Origin of the sequence: Enterocloster lavalensis (assembly GCF_046603895.1) — a bacterium.
Lineage (GTDB): Bacteria > Bacillota > Clostridia > Lachnospirales > Lachnospiraceae > Enterocloster > Enterocloster lavalensis.
Map to the genome: position 1 here is coordinate 3,513,969 of NZ_CP176637.1, position 17,438 is coordinate 3,531,406.

Here is a 17,438-nt window from a genome sequence, read left to right on the forward strand (position 1 = left end):
TGTCATGATCCCGGGCAATCCCGAATATATCCTTAAATACCAAGACATTTTCCAATGATATCCCCGCAAAACTCCTGGGAAACGTGAATATGCACAAAAATACCCTGTAAATTTCCACCAATCTGCCGAAAAAGTGCGATCCCTCTTGCACTTTCCTCAAAAAGGTGTATAGTAAAAACAGAAATTAAAGCGTATTAACTTTTGGAGAAAAGAGGGGACTACATGGGAGAGAAGCAGCAGGTGAGCCTGGAGGACGTGGCGCGGTACTGCGGGTTGTCAACTGTGACGGTTTCCAGAGTCTTGAATCACTCGCCCAGCGTGCGGGAATACAACCGTCAGAAGGTCATGGAAGCCATCGAGGCGCTGGGATACATACCAAACGCGGCGGCCCGGACCCTGGCCCGGGGAACCACTGGAATCATCGGCATGATCACGCCGGGACTTCAGGACCCGTTTTTCAGCCAGATTGTCCAGGAAGTGAACAACGGCTTGATCAGCCACAATCTGTTTCTGGCCATTTCCATCACCGCCAACCAGGGCTGCGATTACATTTTACAGCAGCAGCGCGTGGACGGCATGATGCTGCTGGCGCCCGGCATGGAGGATGAGTTCGTCCCCCGTCTCAAGAGCCAGAAGGTGCCTTTTGTGGTGCTGGACAGCCAGAACCGGAACGCGGACTACAGTTGTATTCTGGTGGACAATTTCGACGGCGGCTATCAGGTGGGGCGGCATTTCCTCGACCTAGGACACCGGCGCGTCGGCTTTATCGGCGGCCCCAGGGAGCTGGTCAACAGCTCGGAGCGGGAACACGGGCTTCAGGCCGCCCTCGCCGGGGAAGGGCTTTCCGTTGTCCGCTCGGAGCGGGGCCAGTTCTGCTTTGCCGACGGCTACCGGATCATGACGGCCTGGATCGGGCAGGGCGTGGTGCCGCCTGCGATTTTCGCGGCCGACTGCAACCTGGCTCTGGGCGTGATCACGGCGCTGCGGGAGCACGGTTACCGGGTGCCCCAGGATGTTTCGGTCTGCGGATTCGACGACGAGCCAATGGCCCAGGAATACATTCCGGCCCTCACCATCGTGGCCCAGCCGGTTTCCGCGCTGGCGGAATGCGCCATTGAACAGCTGATGATCTGGATCGGCGGCGAACGGCCAAAGCAGCTGATCTACCGGCTGAAGCCCAAACTGGTGGTACGCGAATCCACGGCCCCATGGCGGGCAGATTGACATGGCTGAATATACAACGCATACGGATCACAAGCGTCATCCCGTGTAGCGAATCCTTCACAACGGTATGACGGTCAACCATACGGCGGCAGGCGGCGTTTTTTTAAAATGGATTACGCCTCCTGCCGCACCGAGAGAAAATAGCAAATCGCTATTTATTTTTAAGACCTAAAAGTTAATACGCTTTAATTTCTGGAAATAAACCCCAGAACAGCAGTGAAACAATCATTTATCATCAAACGACAGCCAAGCGGACCATCAGCAGCCCGCCTGACATAGAAAGGGAGGGAATGAACATGTCGGAAAAGCAAGGATTGAAAATAGCAATTATCGGTTCGGGGAGCACCTACACGCCGGAACTGATCGACGGATTTATCCGGCTTCGGGAGACGCTGCCGGTCCGCCAGTTCATGTTTATGGACATTGACGACCGGAAACGCACCATCGTGGGGGAGCTGTGCATCCGTATGCTCCGCGAGGAGAAAATGGACTCCGAGGCCATACTGACCGCCGATCTGGACGAAGCCGTCCGGGACGCGGATTACGTGATCACCCAGATCCGGGTGGGCAAACTTCCGGCCAGGATTCTGGATGAGACCATACCGCCAAAATACGGCCTGCTGGGCCAGGAGACCACCGGGATCGGCGGTTTTATGAAGGCCCAGAGAACCATCCCGGTGATGTGCCATATCGCGGACCGGGTGAGGGAGCTGGCGCCTGAGGCATTTATCATCAACTTTACAAACCCGTCGGGAATCATCACCGAGGCTGTGATGAAACACGGATTTAAGCGGATCATCGGGCTCTGCAACGTGCCCATCAATATGACCTCCAGCGTGCGGGAGCAGATCCCGGACGGGGAGCTCACCATGGACTACGTGGGGCTGAACCATTTGAGCTGGATCTACCACATCGAGCAGGACGGCCGGGATATTACAGAAGAGGCCATCCGCCAGGGCGTCAAGAGCGAGCGCATGAACAACATTCCGCCCTCTGACCTGGACCGGGAGATCACCGCGGTGGCCGGGGCCGTCTACTCCCCCTACCTGGAATATTTTTACGATCGGGAGCACAAGAAAAAGCACAATCTGGACAGCGGAAAATGCCGGGGCGAGGAGTGCATGGAGATCGAGGAACAACTGCTTGCCCTGTATTCTGAGAAAACCCTGTGCCGCAAGCCGGAGCTGTTAAATAAGCGGGGCGGCCACCGGTATTCGGAGGTGGCGGTGAACCTGGTTCACGACCTGTACAACAACACGGGAAATGTGAACATTGTCAACGTGAGGAATGGGGACACCCTGGATTTCCTGGAACCGGACGACGTCGTCGAGGTGGCCTGCGCCATCGACCGGGACGGCGCCCATCCGCTGCCCCTGAGGAAAATCGACAACACGCACATCAAAACCATGATGGAGACGGTGAAGGAATACGAGCGTCAGACCGTAAACGCGGGACTTACGGGGGACCGGACGGCAGCGCTCAGGGCCATGGTGGTCCATCCGCTGATGGGGGATTACACCACATCCCAAAAGTGTCTGGATGAGATGCTAAGCGCCAACCAGGCCTATTTGCCGCAATACAAATTTTAGTTGGGAGGGAGTCAGGTGAAGAAAAAGAAACGGCTCACAAGGGACGATCTGGAACTGATGATCATGGCAACGCCCACGCTGGTATGGTTTTTACTGTTCTCGTTTCTGCCCATGCTGGGAGTGCTGATCGCGTTTAAGAACTTTCACATTTCAGGAGGCGGATTCATCAACAGCTTCTTAAACAGCCCGTGGGTGGGATTTAAGAATTTCGAGTTCCTGTTTTCCACCAACGAGGCATTTACCATCACGAGGAACACGCTGCTGTACAATCTCTGCTTTATCGTGCTGGACGTGGCGGTGCCGGTCACATTTGCGCTGATGCTCCACGAGATCCGCAGCCGCAGGGCGGCCAAGGCGTACCAGACCATTCTGTTCCTGCCCTATTTCCTGTCCTGGGTGGTGGTCGGCAGCTTCCTGTACGCGTTTTTAAGTCCGGATAAGGGGATTATCAACCACATGATCACCCAGTCCGGCGGAACTCCGGTGAGCTGGTATACCAACACCAAACCCTGGCCCTTCCTGCTGATCTTCATCCGCACCTGGAAGGAAATGGGATATGGCACGGTGATTTACCTGGCCAGCCTGGCGGGCATCGACACCACCTTCTACGAGGCGGCCGTCATAGACGGGGCCACCAAATGGCAGCAGATCAAGTTCATCACGCTGCCGCTGCTGCGCTCCATCGTGGTGATCATGATGATCATGGCCACCGGAAAGATTTTCAACGCGTCCTTCGGTCTGTTCTACCAGATTCCAAGGGATTCCGGGGCGCTCTACAGCGTGACCAACGTGATCGACACCTATGTGTACCATGCCATGATGGGGATGGGCGAGATCGGCATGAGTGCGGCCGCGGCCCTGTTCCAGTCGGTGATGGGTATGATTATGCTGCTGGGCTCCAATTGGCTGGTGTCCAAGGTTGACAACGAGAACGCGCTGTTCTAGGGAGGTGTGTTTATGAAAACAGATACAACTGAAATCCAGGACGGGGAGACAAAGTTTAACCACATCGGAAAGGGCGCGAACACGGCGTTTCACCTTGTTTTCATCCTGCTCTCGATCCTGTGTCTGGCTCCGCTGGTGTTCGTGATCATTATCTCGTTCAGTTCCGAGCACTCCGTCATGGTCAACGGCTACAGCTTCCGCCCGGATGAGTGGTCCACAGGGGCCTATGAATTTGTGTTCCAGAGCGGCGGCCAGGTCATGCACTCTCTGGGAATGTCGGCGCTGGTGACCGTAACCGGCGTGGCCATTGGAATGGCGCTGACCAGCACCTACGCCTATGTGCTGAGCCGCAAGACCTTCCGCTACCGGAAGCTGTTTACCGGGATTCTGGTCGCAACCATGTTCTTCAACGGCGGCCTGGTATCCACCTATTTGGTGGTGGCCAATTTCCTGCATTTGAAAAATAATTTCCTGGCCCTGGTGCTTCCGGTGGCGGTGACGCCCTTCAACATCATCGTGCTGCGGACGTTTTTCGCCACCAGCGTGCCGGACGCGCTGATCGAGTCCGCGAAAATAGACGGGGCGTCCCAGTTCAAGATATTTACGGACATTGTGCTGCCCATCTCCCTTCCCGGGCTGGCCACGGTGGCGCTGTTTTTAACGCTCACCTACTGGAACGACTGGAAAAACGCCCTGCTCTACATCGACAGCAAGAGCCTTTACCCGCTCCAGTATCTGCTCATGAAGATCGAGCGCAACATCGAGTTTATCGCCCAGAATGCCGGCAGAGGCAGTATGGGGCTGGATTCGGCCCTGTCCCGGCTTCCCAGCGAGACCGCGAAGATGGCCATTGTGGTGATCGCCACGCTGCCCATCGCCTGCGCTTATCCGTTTTTCCAGAGGTATTTTGTCAGTGGACTGACCGTAGGGTCGGTAAAAGAATAGAAGGGGGAAAATTAGTTATGAAAAAAGTATTATCAGCAGCTCTCTGTGGGTGTATGGCGGCTTCTCTGGCGCTCACCGGATGTTCTACCGGAGCTTCCGGCGGCGCGTCGGATGGCGGAAAAGAGGATGTAACCCTGCTTTGGTACACTGAGGGCGACCAGCCCGACGACCTGCAGATGGTCCTGGACAAAGTGAATCCCATTCTGAAGGAGAAAATCGGCGCAACCGTGGATATCCGCTTCATCTCCAACGCGGATTACGACGAGAAAATGACCTCGGTGATCAACTCCGGCGAGCCCTATGACATCTGCTTTACCTGCGACTGGGCCAACAGCTACGCCATCAACGCCAGAAAAGGCGCCTACCTGGATCTGACACCCTACCTGGATGGCGACAACAAGGCCCTGAAGGAGGCGGTGGACAGCCGGTTCTGGGACGGCGTTGCCGTGGACGGGAAGATTTACGGCGTTCCGGCCAACAAGGAGCTGCCCTACGCGCCTGTTTGGGCTTTCACCAAGGAACTGGTGGACAAATACAATCTGGACATCGACAGCGTCAGCGATCTGGCTTCCCTGGAGCCTCTGTTAAAGACCATCAAGGAAAATGAACCGGAGATCGTTCCCCTTCCCCTGCGGGCCAGCGACATCCCCGGCATCATCGACCACTACGACATCCCGGCCGCCAGAGAGCTGCCCGCCTATGTGCGCTACGATGATGAGAGCCGCAAGGTGGTCAATCCCTTTGAGCAGGAGGATGTGTTAAACAACCTGCGCACCATCCGGGATTATTTTGAGAAGGGCTACATCAACCAGGATGCGGCCACCAACAAGCAGAAGCTGAAAAACCGCCTGATCTACGTTGGCTGGTACTGCCCGGGCGCCGAGGAGATCTGGGGCAACCAGGCCGGCTACGAGGTGGTGTGCAGACCCCGCTATGAGAACTATTACTCCACCACGTCCTGTATCGGTTCTCTCCAGGCCGTTTCCGCCAACAGCAAGCACCCGGCGGAGGCCGTGAAGTTCCTGGAACTGCTGAACACAGACCCGGAGATCAAGAACCTGCTGACCTACGGCATCGAGGGCGTTCACTATGAGAAAACCTCCGACACGTCCATCAAGCTGTTGGATGCGTCCAGCAAATACACCACGGACTACTACACCCTGGGCAACGAGCTGATCATGTACACCGTGGATCCCCAGGCCCGCGACCTCTGGGATCAGTACCGCGCCTTCAACGACGCCTCCAAGCCGTCCGTGCTGGTGGGCTTCAGCTTCAACAATGAGAACGTCAAGACAGAATACGCCTCCGTCATGAACATCACGGCCCAGTACCTGCCCCAGCTGTTTACCGGCTCCGCCGCCGACGTGGATCAGACAGTCGCGGAGATGAACCAGAAGCTCTATGACGCCGGGCTTCAGAAGATCATTGAGGATATGCAGAAGCAGATTGATGAGTGGGCTGCGAAGCAGAAATAAAAATCAGACGCCGTAAAACGGTTCCGGGAGACCCGGGGACCGGCCGGCGAAGATTGTTGCGATAAAAACAGATATAAGCGTGATATTACATGGCCGCGCAATTTGGATTCAGGTCCGGATTGCGCGGCCTCTGTGCTGTGTGCGGGCAGATTTCAGCTGCCGTACTTGCTGGTAAAGTCCTCCAAAGATTCCGCCTTAGCCGCCAGCTTCGTCCACCGCTTCAGCGTCTCCTTATCGGACTCCGCGCAGATCCTGGCGCGAATCTCCTCAGGGACTTCGCCGTGCTCGCCAAGCAAGTCCAGAATGGCTTCCCGGCTTACGGAAAGCCCCTCGGAGAGCCCTTCAGTAAGCCCTTCGGACTTCCCATCCTCCCACGCTTCCTCGCGCTCCATTGCAATATACTCCTGTTCGTTGTAATCGGTGAGTATCACGTCCAACACCTCCGCTCTGTGGCTGGACAGAAAGTTCTCCAGAATACCGTCCCGGATGCAGTCCTTTACCGCGCGGTCCACGGCGCTCTCCAGCGCGCCGGTCTCAGCGATCATCCGGCGGACCCGATCCACGAACTGGGCGTACTCTTTAAGCGTCCGGCAGCGCTCCATGAGTTCCTGGTTGCGTCCCAGATTGATGTTCAGCATCACCGCGCAGAGCTCCAGGCAGGGTTCGGCATTCCGCCCGCCCTGAAACGCGTCCGACAGCCTTAATACCTTCCGGTCCGGCTCTTCCTTCCGCCCATTGTAAAATACCAGGTATTTTGGAGCGGGCAGTTTGGCCAGGCGGCTTCCGTACAGGTTCAGCTTGTACTCCACCACATATTTCCGGTACACGTCGGCCAGGTAAAAGAAACCACGGACCGGCATGTTGGGGTTGTAGGTGCTCTGATGCTCGTACAGGTTCAGCACGCCGTTGACCAGAAAGGACAGGTCGTTTTTCATGGATAAGTAGACCGCATCGTCCAATGTGGTGATTTCCAGAGCATCCGGGTCCTCGTAGTGGCTTCCGTTCAGGGCGTTGTACAGATCCAGCAGACGCCTGCGGTCGCCGAATACAAGGCGGAACAATCTGTCTTTATATTTTTTGTTTACTTTTGTCACCGTATTCTCCTTCCATTATACGAAAATTCATGTCCGAATTCAATGACAACTTAAATCATAGGTCATCCCTCCCTACGCTGGTCTGTGTGCTGAAAATGTTGGCGGAGCCCGCCGGGATGCCGCAAAATGCGGCGTTGAACGCATACGCGGAAGGAACCTTCCACAGATAGATTTGATCATAGCACAGGCATGCGGACTTTGCAACAGAAAATCCCCCTGCCCCAGCACTGTTTTACAATCTTATCCCAGAACCGGTGCCGGACGAGCAATCCGCCTGATAAAAACAAAGATTCTAAGGTGATATTTAAAAATTACAAAAATTAAAAAAAGAGTATTGACAATTCTCCGTTCGCTGGCTATAATGGGGAGCAAGTTAAACCGATGAGCAAGAGTAAGTAAGATGTTAAGGCTATGCGCAGAGAGCTTCCGGCTGGTGTGAGGGAGCGTTAGCTTAGGATCCGAATGGACTTGCGAGGGCGGCTGGAAACCGGATGAGTTGAAACCGGGAGTATGGCATGACGGGTGTCCCACCGTTACCAGGGAGAACGCATGATGGTGCGTTACAGAGCGGGCGTATAGGTCCTGTTCCAGGCACAGCATCAGGTTTGTAATTGTCAACCCGATGTTTTTTTTATGAATGTAATGGTTCGCTGGCTTAGCCTGCGGGCGATTGCCTTCCAGGAACAGACGACGCCAATCAGGGTGGTACCGCAGAAGTTTTAAAGCTTTTGTCCCTGCTGACTACAAGTGTAAGTGTAGCGGCAGGCGGCAGAAGCTTTTTTATTTTTAAAAATCCCATCCCCGCCCCGTAACCGCAGGACCGGAAAGGAGCAAAACAATGATACCTGGATGTGAAGAGATACTGAGGCTGGCGCAGGAATACGATACCATCCCTGTCTGCCGGGAAATATACGCGGATGTGGTGACGCCCATCACCCTGCTGCGGCGTATTGCGGGAAGGAGCAGGCGGTTTTTCCTGCTGGAGAGCGTGGAGGGCGGAGAAAAATGGGGACGCTATTCCTTCCTCGGCTGCGACCCGGTGCTGCGGGTTACCCTGAAAAACGGCCGGATCGTCACCGAACAGGCGGACGGCACGAAGACAGAGACTGAGGCGAACCGTCCCTACGATATCCTGCGGGAGATTTTAAAGACCAGGCGCTCCCCAAGGATCAAGGGCATGCCGCCATTTACCGGCGGTTTTGTGGGATATTTCGCATATGCCATGATCGGTTACGCGGAGCCGACTCTGACCATCAGCCGGGGCGGGGAACAGGATTTTGACCTGATGCTGTTCGACGAAGTGATCGCCTACGACCACTTAAAGCAGAAAATATCGGTGGTGGTCAACATGGAGACGGGGGATAAAGCCCCGGAAACGCTGCTGGGAGCTTACGGAAAGGCCTGCGGCCGGATAGAAGCCATCGTTCGTATGATCCGGGATTCCAGCCCGCTGCCGGAGAGCGAGCCGGGCAGGGCAAAGGGCTTTGCCAGCAGCTTTTCCAAAGAGGAATATTGCCGCAGGGTGGAGAAAACCAAGGAGTACATCCGAAACGGCGACATTTTCCAGGCCGTGATCTCCAGGCAGTTTACCAGCCCCTTTGAGGGAAGTCTGTTAAATGCTTACCGGGTGCTGCGGACCACCAACCCGTCGCCCTACATGGTGTTCATGGGAATCGACGGGCAGGAGATCATCAGCGCCTCCCCGGAAACCCTGGTGCGGCTGCAGGACGGCCGTCTGACCACCTTTCCGGTGGCCGGGTCCCGGCCCAGAGGGGCCACAGAGGAGGAGGACCGGGAACTGGAACGGGAGCTTTTAGCCGACGAGAAGGAGCTGGCCGAGCACAATATGCTGGTGGACCTGGGCCGGAACGATATCGGGCGGATCGCCCGGTTCGGCACCGTGGAGGTGACGGAATATCAGATGATCCATCGGTATTCCCGGATCATGCACATCTGCTCCCAGGTGGAGGGAGACATCCGGCCGGACTGCGACGGCTGCTCCGCGGTGGAAGCCCTGCTGCCGGCGGGAACCCTGTCCGGGGCGCCGAAAATCCGGGCCTGCCAGATCATTGAGGAGATGGAGGAAGCGCCCCGGGGCATCTACGGCGGGGCCTTAGGATACCTGGATTTCACCGGCAATCTGGACACCTGCATCGCCATCCGCATGGCGGTGAGCCGGGACGGTCAGGTGACGGTGCAGGCCGGGGGCGGCATAGTGGCGGACAGCGTGCCGGAGCGGGAGTACGAGGAGTCGGCCAACAAGGCGGGTGCTGTGATAAACGCCATCCTGAGAGGAAACGAGGTGAACGAGGAATGATCCTGTTAATCGATAATTACGACAGTTTTTCCTACAATTTAGTCCAGATGTTGGGGCAGATCCGGCCGGATATCCGGGTGGTGCGAAACGACGCGGTGACCATCCATGAGATCCGGGCCATGAAACCGGATCACCTGGTTCTCTCGCCCGGTCCGGGATATCCGGAGAGCGCGGGAATCCTTGAGCAGGCGGTACGGGAGCTGGCGGGCGAACTGCCCATCCTGGGCGTCTGCCTGGGCCACCAGGGAATCTGCGAGGCCTTCGGAGGCCGGATCATGAGGGCGGAGCACCTGATGCACGGGAAACAGAGCCGGATTCAGAGGACGGACCTGAACTCCGCAGCCGGAGAATGCCCGCTGTTTTACGGGCTGCCGGCGGAATTTCTGGCGGCGCGGTACCACTCCCTGGTGGCGGAACCGGCCAGTCTGCCGGAGGAGCTGGAGGCGGTGGCCGAGGACGCAGAAGGCCGTGAGATTATGGCGGTGCGCCACCGGAAATACCCGGTGTACGGCCTGCAGTTTCACCCGGAGTCCATTATGACTCCGGAGGGAAGTAAAATATTGGAAAATTTTCTTAAGATCGCATAGAGGAGGACATGAGTATGATTCAGAAGGCAATTCACCAGTTGGTAGAGGGACAGAACCTGGATTACGAGGGAGCGAAGGAAGTGATGGACGAAATTATGAGCGGGGACGCCACCCAGGCCCAGATATCCGCGTTTCTGACGGCGCTGCGGATGAAGGGCGAGACCATCGACGAGATCACCGCCTGCGCCACGGTGATGCGGGAAAAAGCGGTGCGGCTGAACCCGCCGTTCCCGGTAATGGACATTGTGGGAACCGGCGGCGACGAGGTGGGGACCTTTAATATTTCTACCACCAGCGCGTTTATTGCGGCAGCGGGCGGCGTGAAGGTGGCGAAACACGGAAACCGCAGCGTGTCCAGCAAGAGTGGCGCGGCGGATGTGCTGGAGAAGCTGGGGGCATGCCTAAGCCTCAGCGCGGACCAGGCGGAGCAGGTGCTGGAGGCCACCGGTATGTGTTTCCTCTTCGCCCCGGCCTATCACGCATCCATGAAATACGCGGCGCCGGTGCGGCGTGAGATCGGCATCCGAAGCATTTTCAACATTCTGGGGCCCCTGGCAAATCCGGCAAACGCCTCCATGCAGCTTCTGGGCGTGTACGACCCGGCTCTGGTGGAGCCGTTGGCCCAGGTTCTGGCTAATCTGGGCGTGAAACGGGGTATGGTGGTCTGCGGAGGCGACGGACTGGACGAGGCCACGATCACCGGCCCCACCCATGTGTGCGAAATCCGCTTTGGGCAGTTGACCGCCTACGAAATCGCGCCGGAACAGTTCGGCCTGAAGCGGTGCGAGTTAAAGGACCTGCTGGGCGGCTCGCCGGAGGAGAACGCACAGATCACAAAGGGCATCCTGTCCGGCAGCCTGACCGGGCCCAAGCGGGACGTGGCGGTACTCAACGCGGCGCTGAGCCTGTACCTTGGAATCGACGACTGCACCATCGCGGGCTGCGTGAAAACCGCTCAGGATCTGATCGATTCCGGCGCGGCTATGATGAAGATGGTGGCATTCGTGAAGGCCACTCAGGAAGCCGCAAAGGGGGAGAAAGGGGAAGTGAAGGCGTCATGATTCTGGAACAGATCGCAGCATCCACCCGGAAACGGGTGGAACAGGAAAAGATGGAACGGCCCTTGGAGCGGGTGAGGGAAATGGCGTTGGAGATGACGAGGGCGGAACAGTCCCACCCGGCCCCCGTATCGCTGCCGTCCTCCGCGCCTTTCGCCCCCAACCCCTTTGAAGCCGCCCTCCGAAAGCCCGGAATGTCCTTCATCTGCGAGGTCAAAAAAGCTTCCCCGTCCAAGGGCGTCATTGCGGAAGAATTTCATTACAAGGAAATCGCCTCCGATTACGAGCAGGCGGGCGCCGACGCCATTTCCGTGCTGACGGAGCCGGAGTATTTTCAGGGCTGTAGCATGTATCTGGAGGAAATCCACCGCCAGGTAAAGCTTCCCCTGCTGCGCAAGGATTTTGTGGTCGACGAGTATCAGATTTACGACGCAAAACTGCTGGGCGCGTCTGCGGTACTGCTCATCTGCTCCCTGCTGAAGGAAGATAAGCTGAAACGCTACCACAGTCTTTGCGGCGAGCTGGGGCTGGCCGCGCTGGTGGAAGCCCATGACGACGGGGAAGTGGCCATGGCGGCGGAAGCCGGGGCGCGAATCATCGGAATCAACAACCGGAATCTGAAAACCTTTGAGGTGGACTTTTCCAACGCCCTGCGCCTGAGGCGGCTGGTGCCAAAGGATACCGTATTTGTGGCGGAGAGCGGGATCCGGACGGCAGCGGATATCCGGCGGCTGGCCGAGGCCAGAGTGGATGCGGTGCTGATCGGGGAGACGCTCATGCGGGCAAAGGATAAGACGGCCGCGTTAAAGGAACTGCGCCGGGGCTGTATTTTATAGGAAGAAAGCGGAATTTAGGAAGATGGCGGAGCGGCGGAGGAAAATGGCCGCTTCCCACAAAGAACAGAGAGGGATTTTCATGAACGATGCCAACAAGGGCTGCCGCATCAAAATCTGCGGCCTCAGCCGCATTGGGGATATGGAGGCGGTCAACCGGGTCAGACCGGATTATATCGGGTTTGTTTTTGCGCAGAGCAGACGGCAGGTTGGAGCCACCTGGGCGGCGTCTTTGAAGCGGGCGCTGGACCCGCGGATCCAGGCTGTGGGAGTGTTTGTGAACGCTCCTGTCAGCGAGGCCGTCCGGCTGGCGGAGGTTGGCACGATTCAGATGATCCAGCTCCATGGGGACGAGGACGAGGCCTATATCCGGGAGCTGAAGCGCCAAACCGCGGCGCCGGTGATCAAGGCCGTGCGGGTGCGAAACGGAGACGACATTCTCAGGGCGGAACAGCTGTCCTGCGAGTACCTGCTGCTGGACACCTACACCAAGGGCCAGTACGGCGGCAGCGGCCGGGTATTTGACTGGAATCTGATCCCGCCGCTCCAAAAACCGTTTTTTCTGGCCGGAGGCATTTCCCTGGAAAATGTACACGAGGCCAAAAACTGCCGCCCCTACTGCCTGGACGTCAGCAGCGCGGTGGAGACGGAAGGCCGCAAGGATCCGGAAAAAATCCGCCGTATGGTGGAGGCGGTGCGGCAGAGCGGGAAACAGTCCGGCGGATAGCCCCCACCAAACCATCGTACGTTTTTACGCATCCACCAATCATCAATCATCACAAAACCAAAGGAGTATTCACATGTCAAAGGGAAAATTTGGAATTCACGGCGGGCAGTTCATCCCGGAAACGCTGATGAGCGCCGTGGCCGAGCTGGAAGAAGCCTATGAGCACTATAAAAATGATCCGCAGTTTATGGCGGAGCTGGATCAGCTTTTAAAGGAATACTGCGGCCGCCCGTCGCGCCTGTATTTCGCGGAGAAAATGACAAAGGACCTGGGCGGCGCGAAAATCTACTTAAAGCGCGAGGACTTAAACCACACCGGTTCCCACAAGATCAACAACGCCATCGGCCAGGTGCTGCTTGCCAAAAAGATGGGCAAGACCCGGGTGATCGCGGAGACGGGGGCGGGCCAGCACGGCGTGGCAACGGCCACCGCGGCGGCCCTCCTGGGCCTGGAGTGCGAGGTGTTTATGGGCAAGGAGGACACGGACCGTCAGGTCTTAAACGTGTACCGCATGGAGCTTCTGGGAGCGAAGGTGCACCCTGTGACCAGCGGCACCCAGACCTTAAAGGACGCGGTAAATGAGACGCTGCGGGAGTGGACCAGCCGCATTTCCGACACCCACTACGTGATCGGCTCTGTCATGGGCCCCCACCCCTTCCCCACGATGGTTCGGGATTTCCAGAGCGTGATCAGCCGGGAGATCAAGGAACAGCTGCGGGAAAAGGAAGGCAAATTGCCGGATATGGTGATCGCCTGCGTGGGCGGCGGCAGCAACGCCATGGGCGCGTTTTACGAGTTCATCCAGGATGAGAGCGTGCGGCTGGTGGGCTGCGAGGCGGCCGGGCGCGGTGCGGACACGGACCGGACGGCGGCCACCATCGCCACGGGCAGCGAGGGCATTTTCCACGGGATGAAATCCTATTTCTGCCAGGATGAGTACGGGCAGATCGCGCCGGTGTACTCCATCTCCGCGGGCTTGGATTACCCGGGAATCGGGCCGGAACACGCCTGGCTCCACGACATTGGCCGGGCAACCTATGTGCCGGTGACGGATGATGAGGCGGTGGACTCCTTCGAGTACCTCTCCAGGATGGAAGGGATCATCCCGGCGGTGGAGAGCGCCCACGCCGTGGCCTACGCCCGCAAAATCGCGCCGTCCCTCAAGCCGGATCAGATCATTGTGGTGAATCTCTCGGGAAGAGGGGACAAGGATGTGGCGGCCATCGCCAGATACAGGGGGGTTGAGATTTATGAATAGAGTGCAGGAAGTATTTCAGAATAAGGCGTTTATTCCGTTTTTGACCGCTGGCGATCCAAACCTGGACGTGACGGAGCGGCTGATCGTTGCAATGGCGGAGGCCGGGGCGGACCTCATCGAGATCGGAATTCCCTTCTCCGACCCGGTGGCGGAGGGAATCGTGATCCAGGAGGCGGACCAGCGGGCCCTGGCGGCCGGAACCACCATGGACAAGATTTTCGACATGGTAAAGCGGGTCCGGACAAAGACGGACGTGCCGCTGGCTTTCATGACCTACATCAACCCGGTGTTCGTGTACGGCGCGGACCGGTTTATGGAACATGCGGTGGAAGCCGGTGTGGAGGCCCTGATCGTGCCGGATATGCCCTTTGAGGAGCGGGAGGAGCTGCTGCCCGCCTGCAGGGCCCACGGCATGACCCTGATCTACCTGGCGGCTCCCACCTCCAGCCAGCGCGTGAAGGCCATCGCCCGGGAGACGGAAGGGTTTGTCTACTGCGTGTCCAGCCTGGGCGTCACCGGCGTGAGAAGCGAGATCACCACCGACGTGGGCGCTATGGTGAAAATGGTCAAGGAGGCGAACAATGTCCCCTGCGCCGTGGGTTTTGGAATCTCCACCCCGGATCAGGCCCGACGCATGGCAGCGGCCGCGGACGGCGTGATCGTGGGCAGCGCCATTGTGAAGCTGGTGGCAAAGTACGGCGAGGACTGTGTGGAGCCGGTAAGCCGGTACGTGCGGGAGATGAAGGCAGCGGTGATGGAGGCGGAGTAAGGCGGAGAAGACTGGAGTAAAACGGGGCGGCCGGGAATAGGCCGAATCGCCCCGGAGAAACCGGTTTTGATTAACAGAACGGCAAAGACGGTGCTCAGGACACATAAGTCCGGGCGCCGTTTTTGCCGTATTTTGCGGTTTTTACGTGAAGTCAGCCGATATAAATTCCCGGCCCCCACCGGCGCCCGTTCCGCTCTACTGATAAATCTGATTGATTTTCCAATACCCATTAAACCGATACAGGCTAAGCCCCGAGCTGTCGCCCATCTGAGCCCCGGCGCTGCCGACCTCCTTCAGACTGGACACGTCGGTTTGGTCGATGGCGGTTAGCAGCTTTCCGGTAAATACCTTGTCTGCGTCCAGCGCCATTATCTGCTGGGGCGTGTTGTACTCCACGGTTTTGCCGTCCGCGTAGGTTATGACCACCGGATAATTACACATTTTGGAAAGAGTTTCCAAATCCTGGTAGGAGAAGGTTTTCTGGACCAGCTCCGCCATCTGGGCGAGACTGCTGACATTGAGAGAAACTGAGGCCGCCTGTTTGCTGCTGTCCAAAATAAAATTGTTGATTTTCCACTTTCCCTTTATTTTGTAAAGCGATAGCCCGTAATCTGCTCCCATCTGGACTCCGGCGCTGCCGCCGTCCGTCAGCTTGGCGACATTGGTGGTGGCCACCGAATCGAGCATAGTCCGTGTAAAGAACAGGGAATCCCCCAGAGCCAGGAAACCGGCCTGATCGGGAATCTCCTCTATCGTTCCGTCCGCGTAGGAGATCACCAGGGGGTAGGCGCACAGACCGGCCAGCTTTCCAAGATCCTGTTGTTCAAATGCGAGCTGTACGCTCTCCGCGGCATCCCGCATCCTGGCCGTTTTCTTTCCAGTGGAAAATGTGGAATAAGTATCCTGGGCGGCGTAAACGCTGATTGTGGGGACGGCGCTGGCCATGGCCAGGGCGCACAGAAGGGCTGTAGCATATTTGGGGGTTTTATTCAGTTTCATCAGTTTCGTTCTCCTTTTTGCTTGGTTCATTGGCGTTTCAATGATTAGACGAGGGAGATGGGGGAAAAGTTGCGCCCTTGACACATTTTAAAAAATAATTTTAAATAAAAATGAACCGTTTTCCCATTGACCGCCTCTATATAACAGGTGCACCGAAAACGGCGCGGCCGGGGCAGACGATTTGCGCCGGGCCGCCGGACGGAAAGGAGGATTGACTGTGAAGGAGAATCGCGGAGACGAGCAACTGGTCCGCCGGATGATTGCGGATGACCGGGAGGCGTTTGACCTCCTGATGGAGTCTTATTATCCCAGAACTCTCCGCATGGCATATCTGATTTCCGGAAGCTATGCAGACAGCGAAGATATTGTTCAGGAGACATTTATACAGGTATATTTGAACCGCAGGCGAATCCGAGAGCCGCAGTATTTTGAGCGATGGCTCTACAAGACCCTGACCCGGGAGGCGTGGCGCATATGCCGCAGGAGTAAAAAAGAGCAGCCGGTAGAGGAAGTCTTCGGGGAAAATACCCCGTCGGCCGCTTCCGTGCCGGAGGAAGTGATGAGAAATGCCAGGGACAGGGAATTGTACCAGGCCGTCGGACGGCTTCCGGCCAAGCAGCGGACCGCGGTGGTCCTGTACTATTTTAACGGTATGACCACCAAAGAGATCGCCTCGGTGATGGGCTGTCTGGAAGGAACTGTAAAATCAAGACTGTATACAGCGAGAACTCAATTAAAACAGGTGCTGGAAAGCGAACAGCAGATGCTGGGAGAGGAGGCGGCCTTATGAAGCAGAATTTACCGAGCCGGAATAAAGGTGCGGAACAGATGGAAGAGCAGATCCGTCAGGCCCTTTCCAGGCAGGCGGAGACGGTCAGGGTGTCCTCTCAGGATTCCCAGAGGATGATCCGCTCCGTGCATCGGAAAATAGAGGAGGAAAACAGGATGAGAAAATGGAGTGCAAAAAAGATCGTGGTTGTGGCAGCGGCCGTGTGTGTATTTGGAACCATCACAGCGGTGGCGGCGGGGAAAATCGCCGGTATCGCCTCCTATAGCAGCTGGAATGATGCGGTATATCAGTACAGCAAGGTTGCAGATATGGAAAAGGAAGTCGGATTTGAGGCAAAGATACCCGAGGCCTTTGCCAATGGCTACGGATTCACCTCGGCATTGCCCGGGTCCCAGGAATCCAGGGACGCGGAGGGAAATGTGGTGGAGACCATCCGCGACATGACAGTAAATTATAAGAAGAGTGGAATGGCGGATATCAGCCTGATCGCAGCCCCGGCAAACCTGGATGACGCCCCGCTCACTGGGGACAGCACCTTCACCCACGGGGATTGTACGCTGTATTTCTCCGTCAGGGAGAATCTGTTCGTGCCGCCGGACTACCAGGTTTCCGAGGAAGAGCAGGCGTTGTCGGATGCCGGAAAGCTTAACATCGGCTACGGAACTTCCGAGGTGCAACGCAACAGGAGCCAGACCATATACTGGGAGGACGGCGGTGTGTTCTACACGATAATTTCCTTTGATAATACTATGACGGCGGAGGAGTTTGCCGGAATGGCGGGAGAAATCATTGACCTGAAGTAGAAGTCCGTTTGAAATGGGGATAGAA

General features: G+C 57.2%; 16 protein-coding genes. 14 read left to right on the plus strand and 2 right to left on the minus strand.

The annotated features are described in order from the left end of the window. The first annotated feature begins 222 nt into the window (after nucleotides 1–222). The 5 genes from ACK2JC_RS15725 to ACK2JC_RS15745 all read left to right on the plus strand — a co-directional run bounded on the left by ACK2JC_RS15725 (nucleotide 223) and on the right by ACK2JC_RS15745 (nucleotide 6,178). Nucleotides 223–1,224: a LacI family DNA-binding transcriptional regulator gene (locus ACK2JC_RS15725; protein WP_118754445.1), complete on the plus strand. Its 1,002-nt coding sequence runs from the start codon at nucleotides 223–225 to the stop codon at nucleotides 1,222–1,224. A gap of 296 nt (nucleotides 1,225–1,520) precedes the next feature. Then, nucleotides 1,521–2,813 carry a 6-phospho-beta-glucosidase gene (locus ACK2JC_RS15730; RefSeq protein ID WP_320936929.1) on the plus strand — a complete coding sequence of 431 codons (1,293 nt, stop codon included), beginning with the start codon at nucleotides 1,521–1,523 and terminating at the stop codon, nucleotides 2,811–2,813. 57 nt (nucleotides 2,814–2,870) lie between these two features. Next, the gene (locus ACK2JC_RS15735) at nucleotides 2,871–3,758 is read left to right on the plus strand and encodes an ABC transporter permease (protein WP_206197042.1); all 888 of its coding nucleotides are present in this window, start codon (nucleotides 2,871–2,873) and stop codon (nucleotides 3,756–3,758) included. 12 nt (nucleotides 3,759–3,770) lie between these two features. After that, a complete protein-coding gene (locus ACK2JC_RS15740) occupies nucleotides 3,771–4,703 on the plus strand; it encodes a carbohydrate ABC transporter permease (RefSeq protein ID WP_092364524.1) in 933 nt (310 codons plus the stop codon). Nucleotides 4,704–4,720: 17 nt separating this feature from the next. Beyond that, the gene (locus ACK2JC_RS15745) at nucleotides 4,721–6,178 is read left to right on the plus strand and encodes an ABC transporter substrate-binding protein (RefSeq protein WP_118754447.1); all 1,458 of its coding nucleotides are present in this window, start codon (nucleotides 4,721–4,723) and stop codon (nucleotides 6,176–6,178) included. A gap of 152 nt (nucleotides 6,179–6,330) precedes the next feature. Here ACK2JC_RS15745 and ACK2JC_RS15750 read toward each other — a convergent pair whose 3' ends face one another. Further along, nucleotides 6,331–7,272, minus strand: a complete 942-nt coding sequence (locus tag ACK2JC_RS15750) for a hypothetical protein (protein WP_320936930.1) — start codon at nucleotides 7,270–7,272, stop codon at nucleotides 6,331–6,333. 838 nt (nucleotides 7,273–8,110) lie between these two features. Between ACK2JC_RS15750 and ACK2JC_RS15755 the strand changes: the two genes are divergently transcribed. The 7 genes from ACK2JC_RS15755 (at nucleotide 8,111) to trpA (ending at nucleotide 14,821) form a co-directional block, all read left to right on the plus strand. Then, nucleotides 8,111–9,589, plus strand: coding sequence for an anthranilate synthase component I family protein (locus ACK2JC_RS15755; RefSeq protein ID WP_320936931.1), 1,479 nt, complete (start codon nucleotides 8,111–8,113; stop codon nucleotides 9,587–9,589). After that, a complete protein-coding gene (locus ACK2JC_RS15760; protein ID WP_320936932.1) occupies nucleotides 9,586–10,176 on the plus strand; it encodes an aminodeoxychorismate/anthranilate synthase component II in 591 nt (196 codons plus the stop codon). The genes ACK2JC_RS15755 and ACK2JC_RS15760 overlap by 4 nt, the downstream gene beginning before the upstream one ends. Nucleotides 10,177–10,190: 14 nt before the next feature. Next, nucleotides 10,191–11,237: an anthranilate phosphoribosyltransferase gene (gene trpD / locus ACK2JC_RS15765; protein WP_092364539.1), complete on the plus strand. Its 1,047-nt coding sequence runs from the start codon at nucleotides 10,191–10,193 to the stop codon at nucleotides 11,235–11,237. Further along, entirely contained in the window at nucleotides 11,234–12,070 is an 837-nt protein-coding gene (gene trpC, locus ACK2JC_RS15770) for an indole-3-glycerol phosphate synthase TrpC (RefSeq protein ID WP_276852137.1), read from the plus strand. Before trpD ends, trpC begins: the two co-directional genes overlap by 4 nt. 79 nt (nucleotides 12,071–12,149) lie before the next feature. Next, nucleotides 12,150–12,794, plus strand: coding sequence for a phosphoribosylanthranilate isomerase (locus ACK2JC_RS15775; protein WP_118754600.1), 645 nt, complete (start codon nucleotides 12,150–12,152; stop codon nucleotides 12,792–12,794). A 73-nt stretch (nucleotides 12,795–12,867) separates the two neighbouring features. Beyond that, nucleotides 12,868–14,052 carry a tryptophan synthase subunit beta gene (gene trpB / locus ACK2JC_RS15780; RefSeq protein WP_320936933.1) on the plus strand — a complete coding sequence of 395 codons (1,185 nt, stop codon included), beginning with the start codon at nucleotides 12,868–12,870 and terminating at the stop codon, nucleotides 14,050–14,052. Further along, on the plus strand, nucleotides 14,045–14,821 hold the full coding sequence (gene trpA / locus ACK2JC_RS15785) for a tryptophan synthase subunit alpha (RefSeq protein WP_368271414.1): 777 nt from the start codon (nucleotides 14,045–14,047) through the stop codon (nucleotides 14,819–14,821). The genes trpB and trpA overlap by 8 nt, the downstream gene beginning before the upstream one ends. A 195-nt stretch (nucleotides 14,822–15,016) precedes the next feature. Here trpA and ACK2JC_RS15790 read toward each other — a convergent pair whose 3' ends face one another. Further along, nucleotides 15,017–15,820 carry a hypothetical protein gene (locus tag ACK2JC_RS15790; protein ID WP_320936935.1) on the minus strand — a complete coding sequence of 268 codons (804 nt, stop codon included), beginning with the start codon at nucleotides 15,818–15,820 and terminating at the stop codon, nucleotides 15,017–15,019. Nucleotides 15,821–16,076: 256 nt separating this feature from the next. On the opposite strand from ACK2JC_RS15790, the gene ACK2JC_RS15795 reads away from it, so the two are divergent. Both ACK2JC_RS15795 and ACK2JC_RS15800 read left to right on the plus strand, forming a co-directional pair. Then, complete coding sequence (locus tag ACK2JC_RS15795; protein WP_092364796.1) at nucleotides 16,077–16,610, plus strand: RNA polymerase sigma factor; 534 nt, start codon at nucleotides 16,077–16,079, stop codon at nucleotides 16,608–16,610. Beyond that, nucleotides 16,607–17,413, plus strand: coding sequence for a hypothetical protein (locus ACK2JC_RS15800; protein ID WP_320936936.1), 807 nt, complete (start codon nucleotides 16,607–16,609; stop codon nucleotides 17,411–17,413). The genes ACK2JC_RS15795 and ACK2JC_RS15800 overlap by 4 nt, the downstream gene beginning before the upstream one ends. Nucleotides 17,414–17,438: the final 25 nt, after the last annotated feature.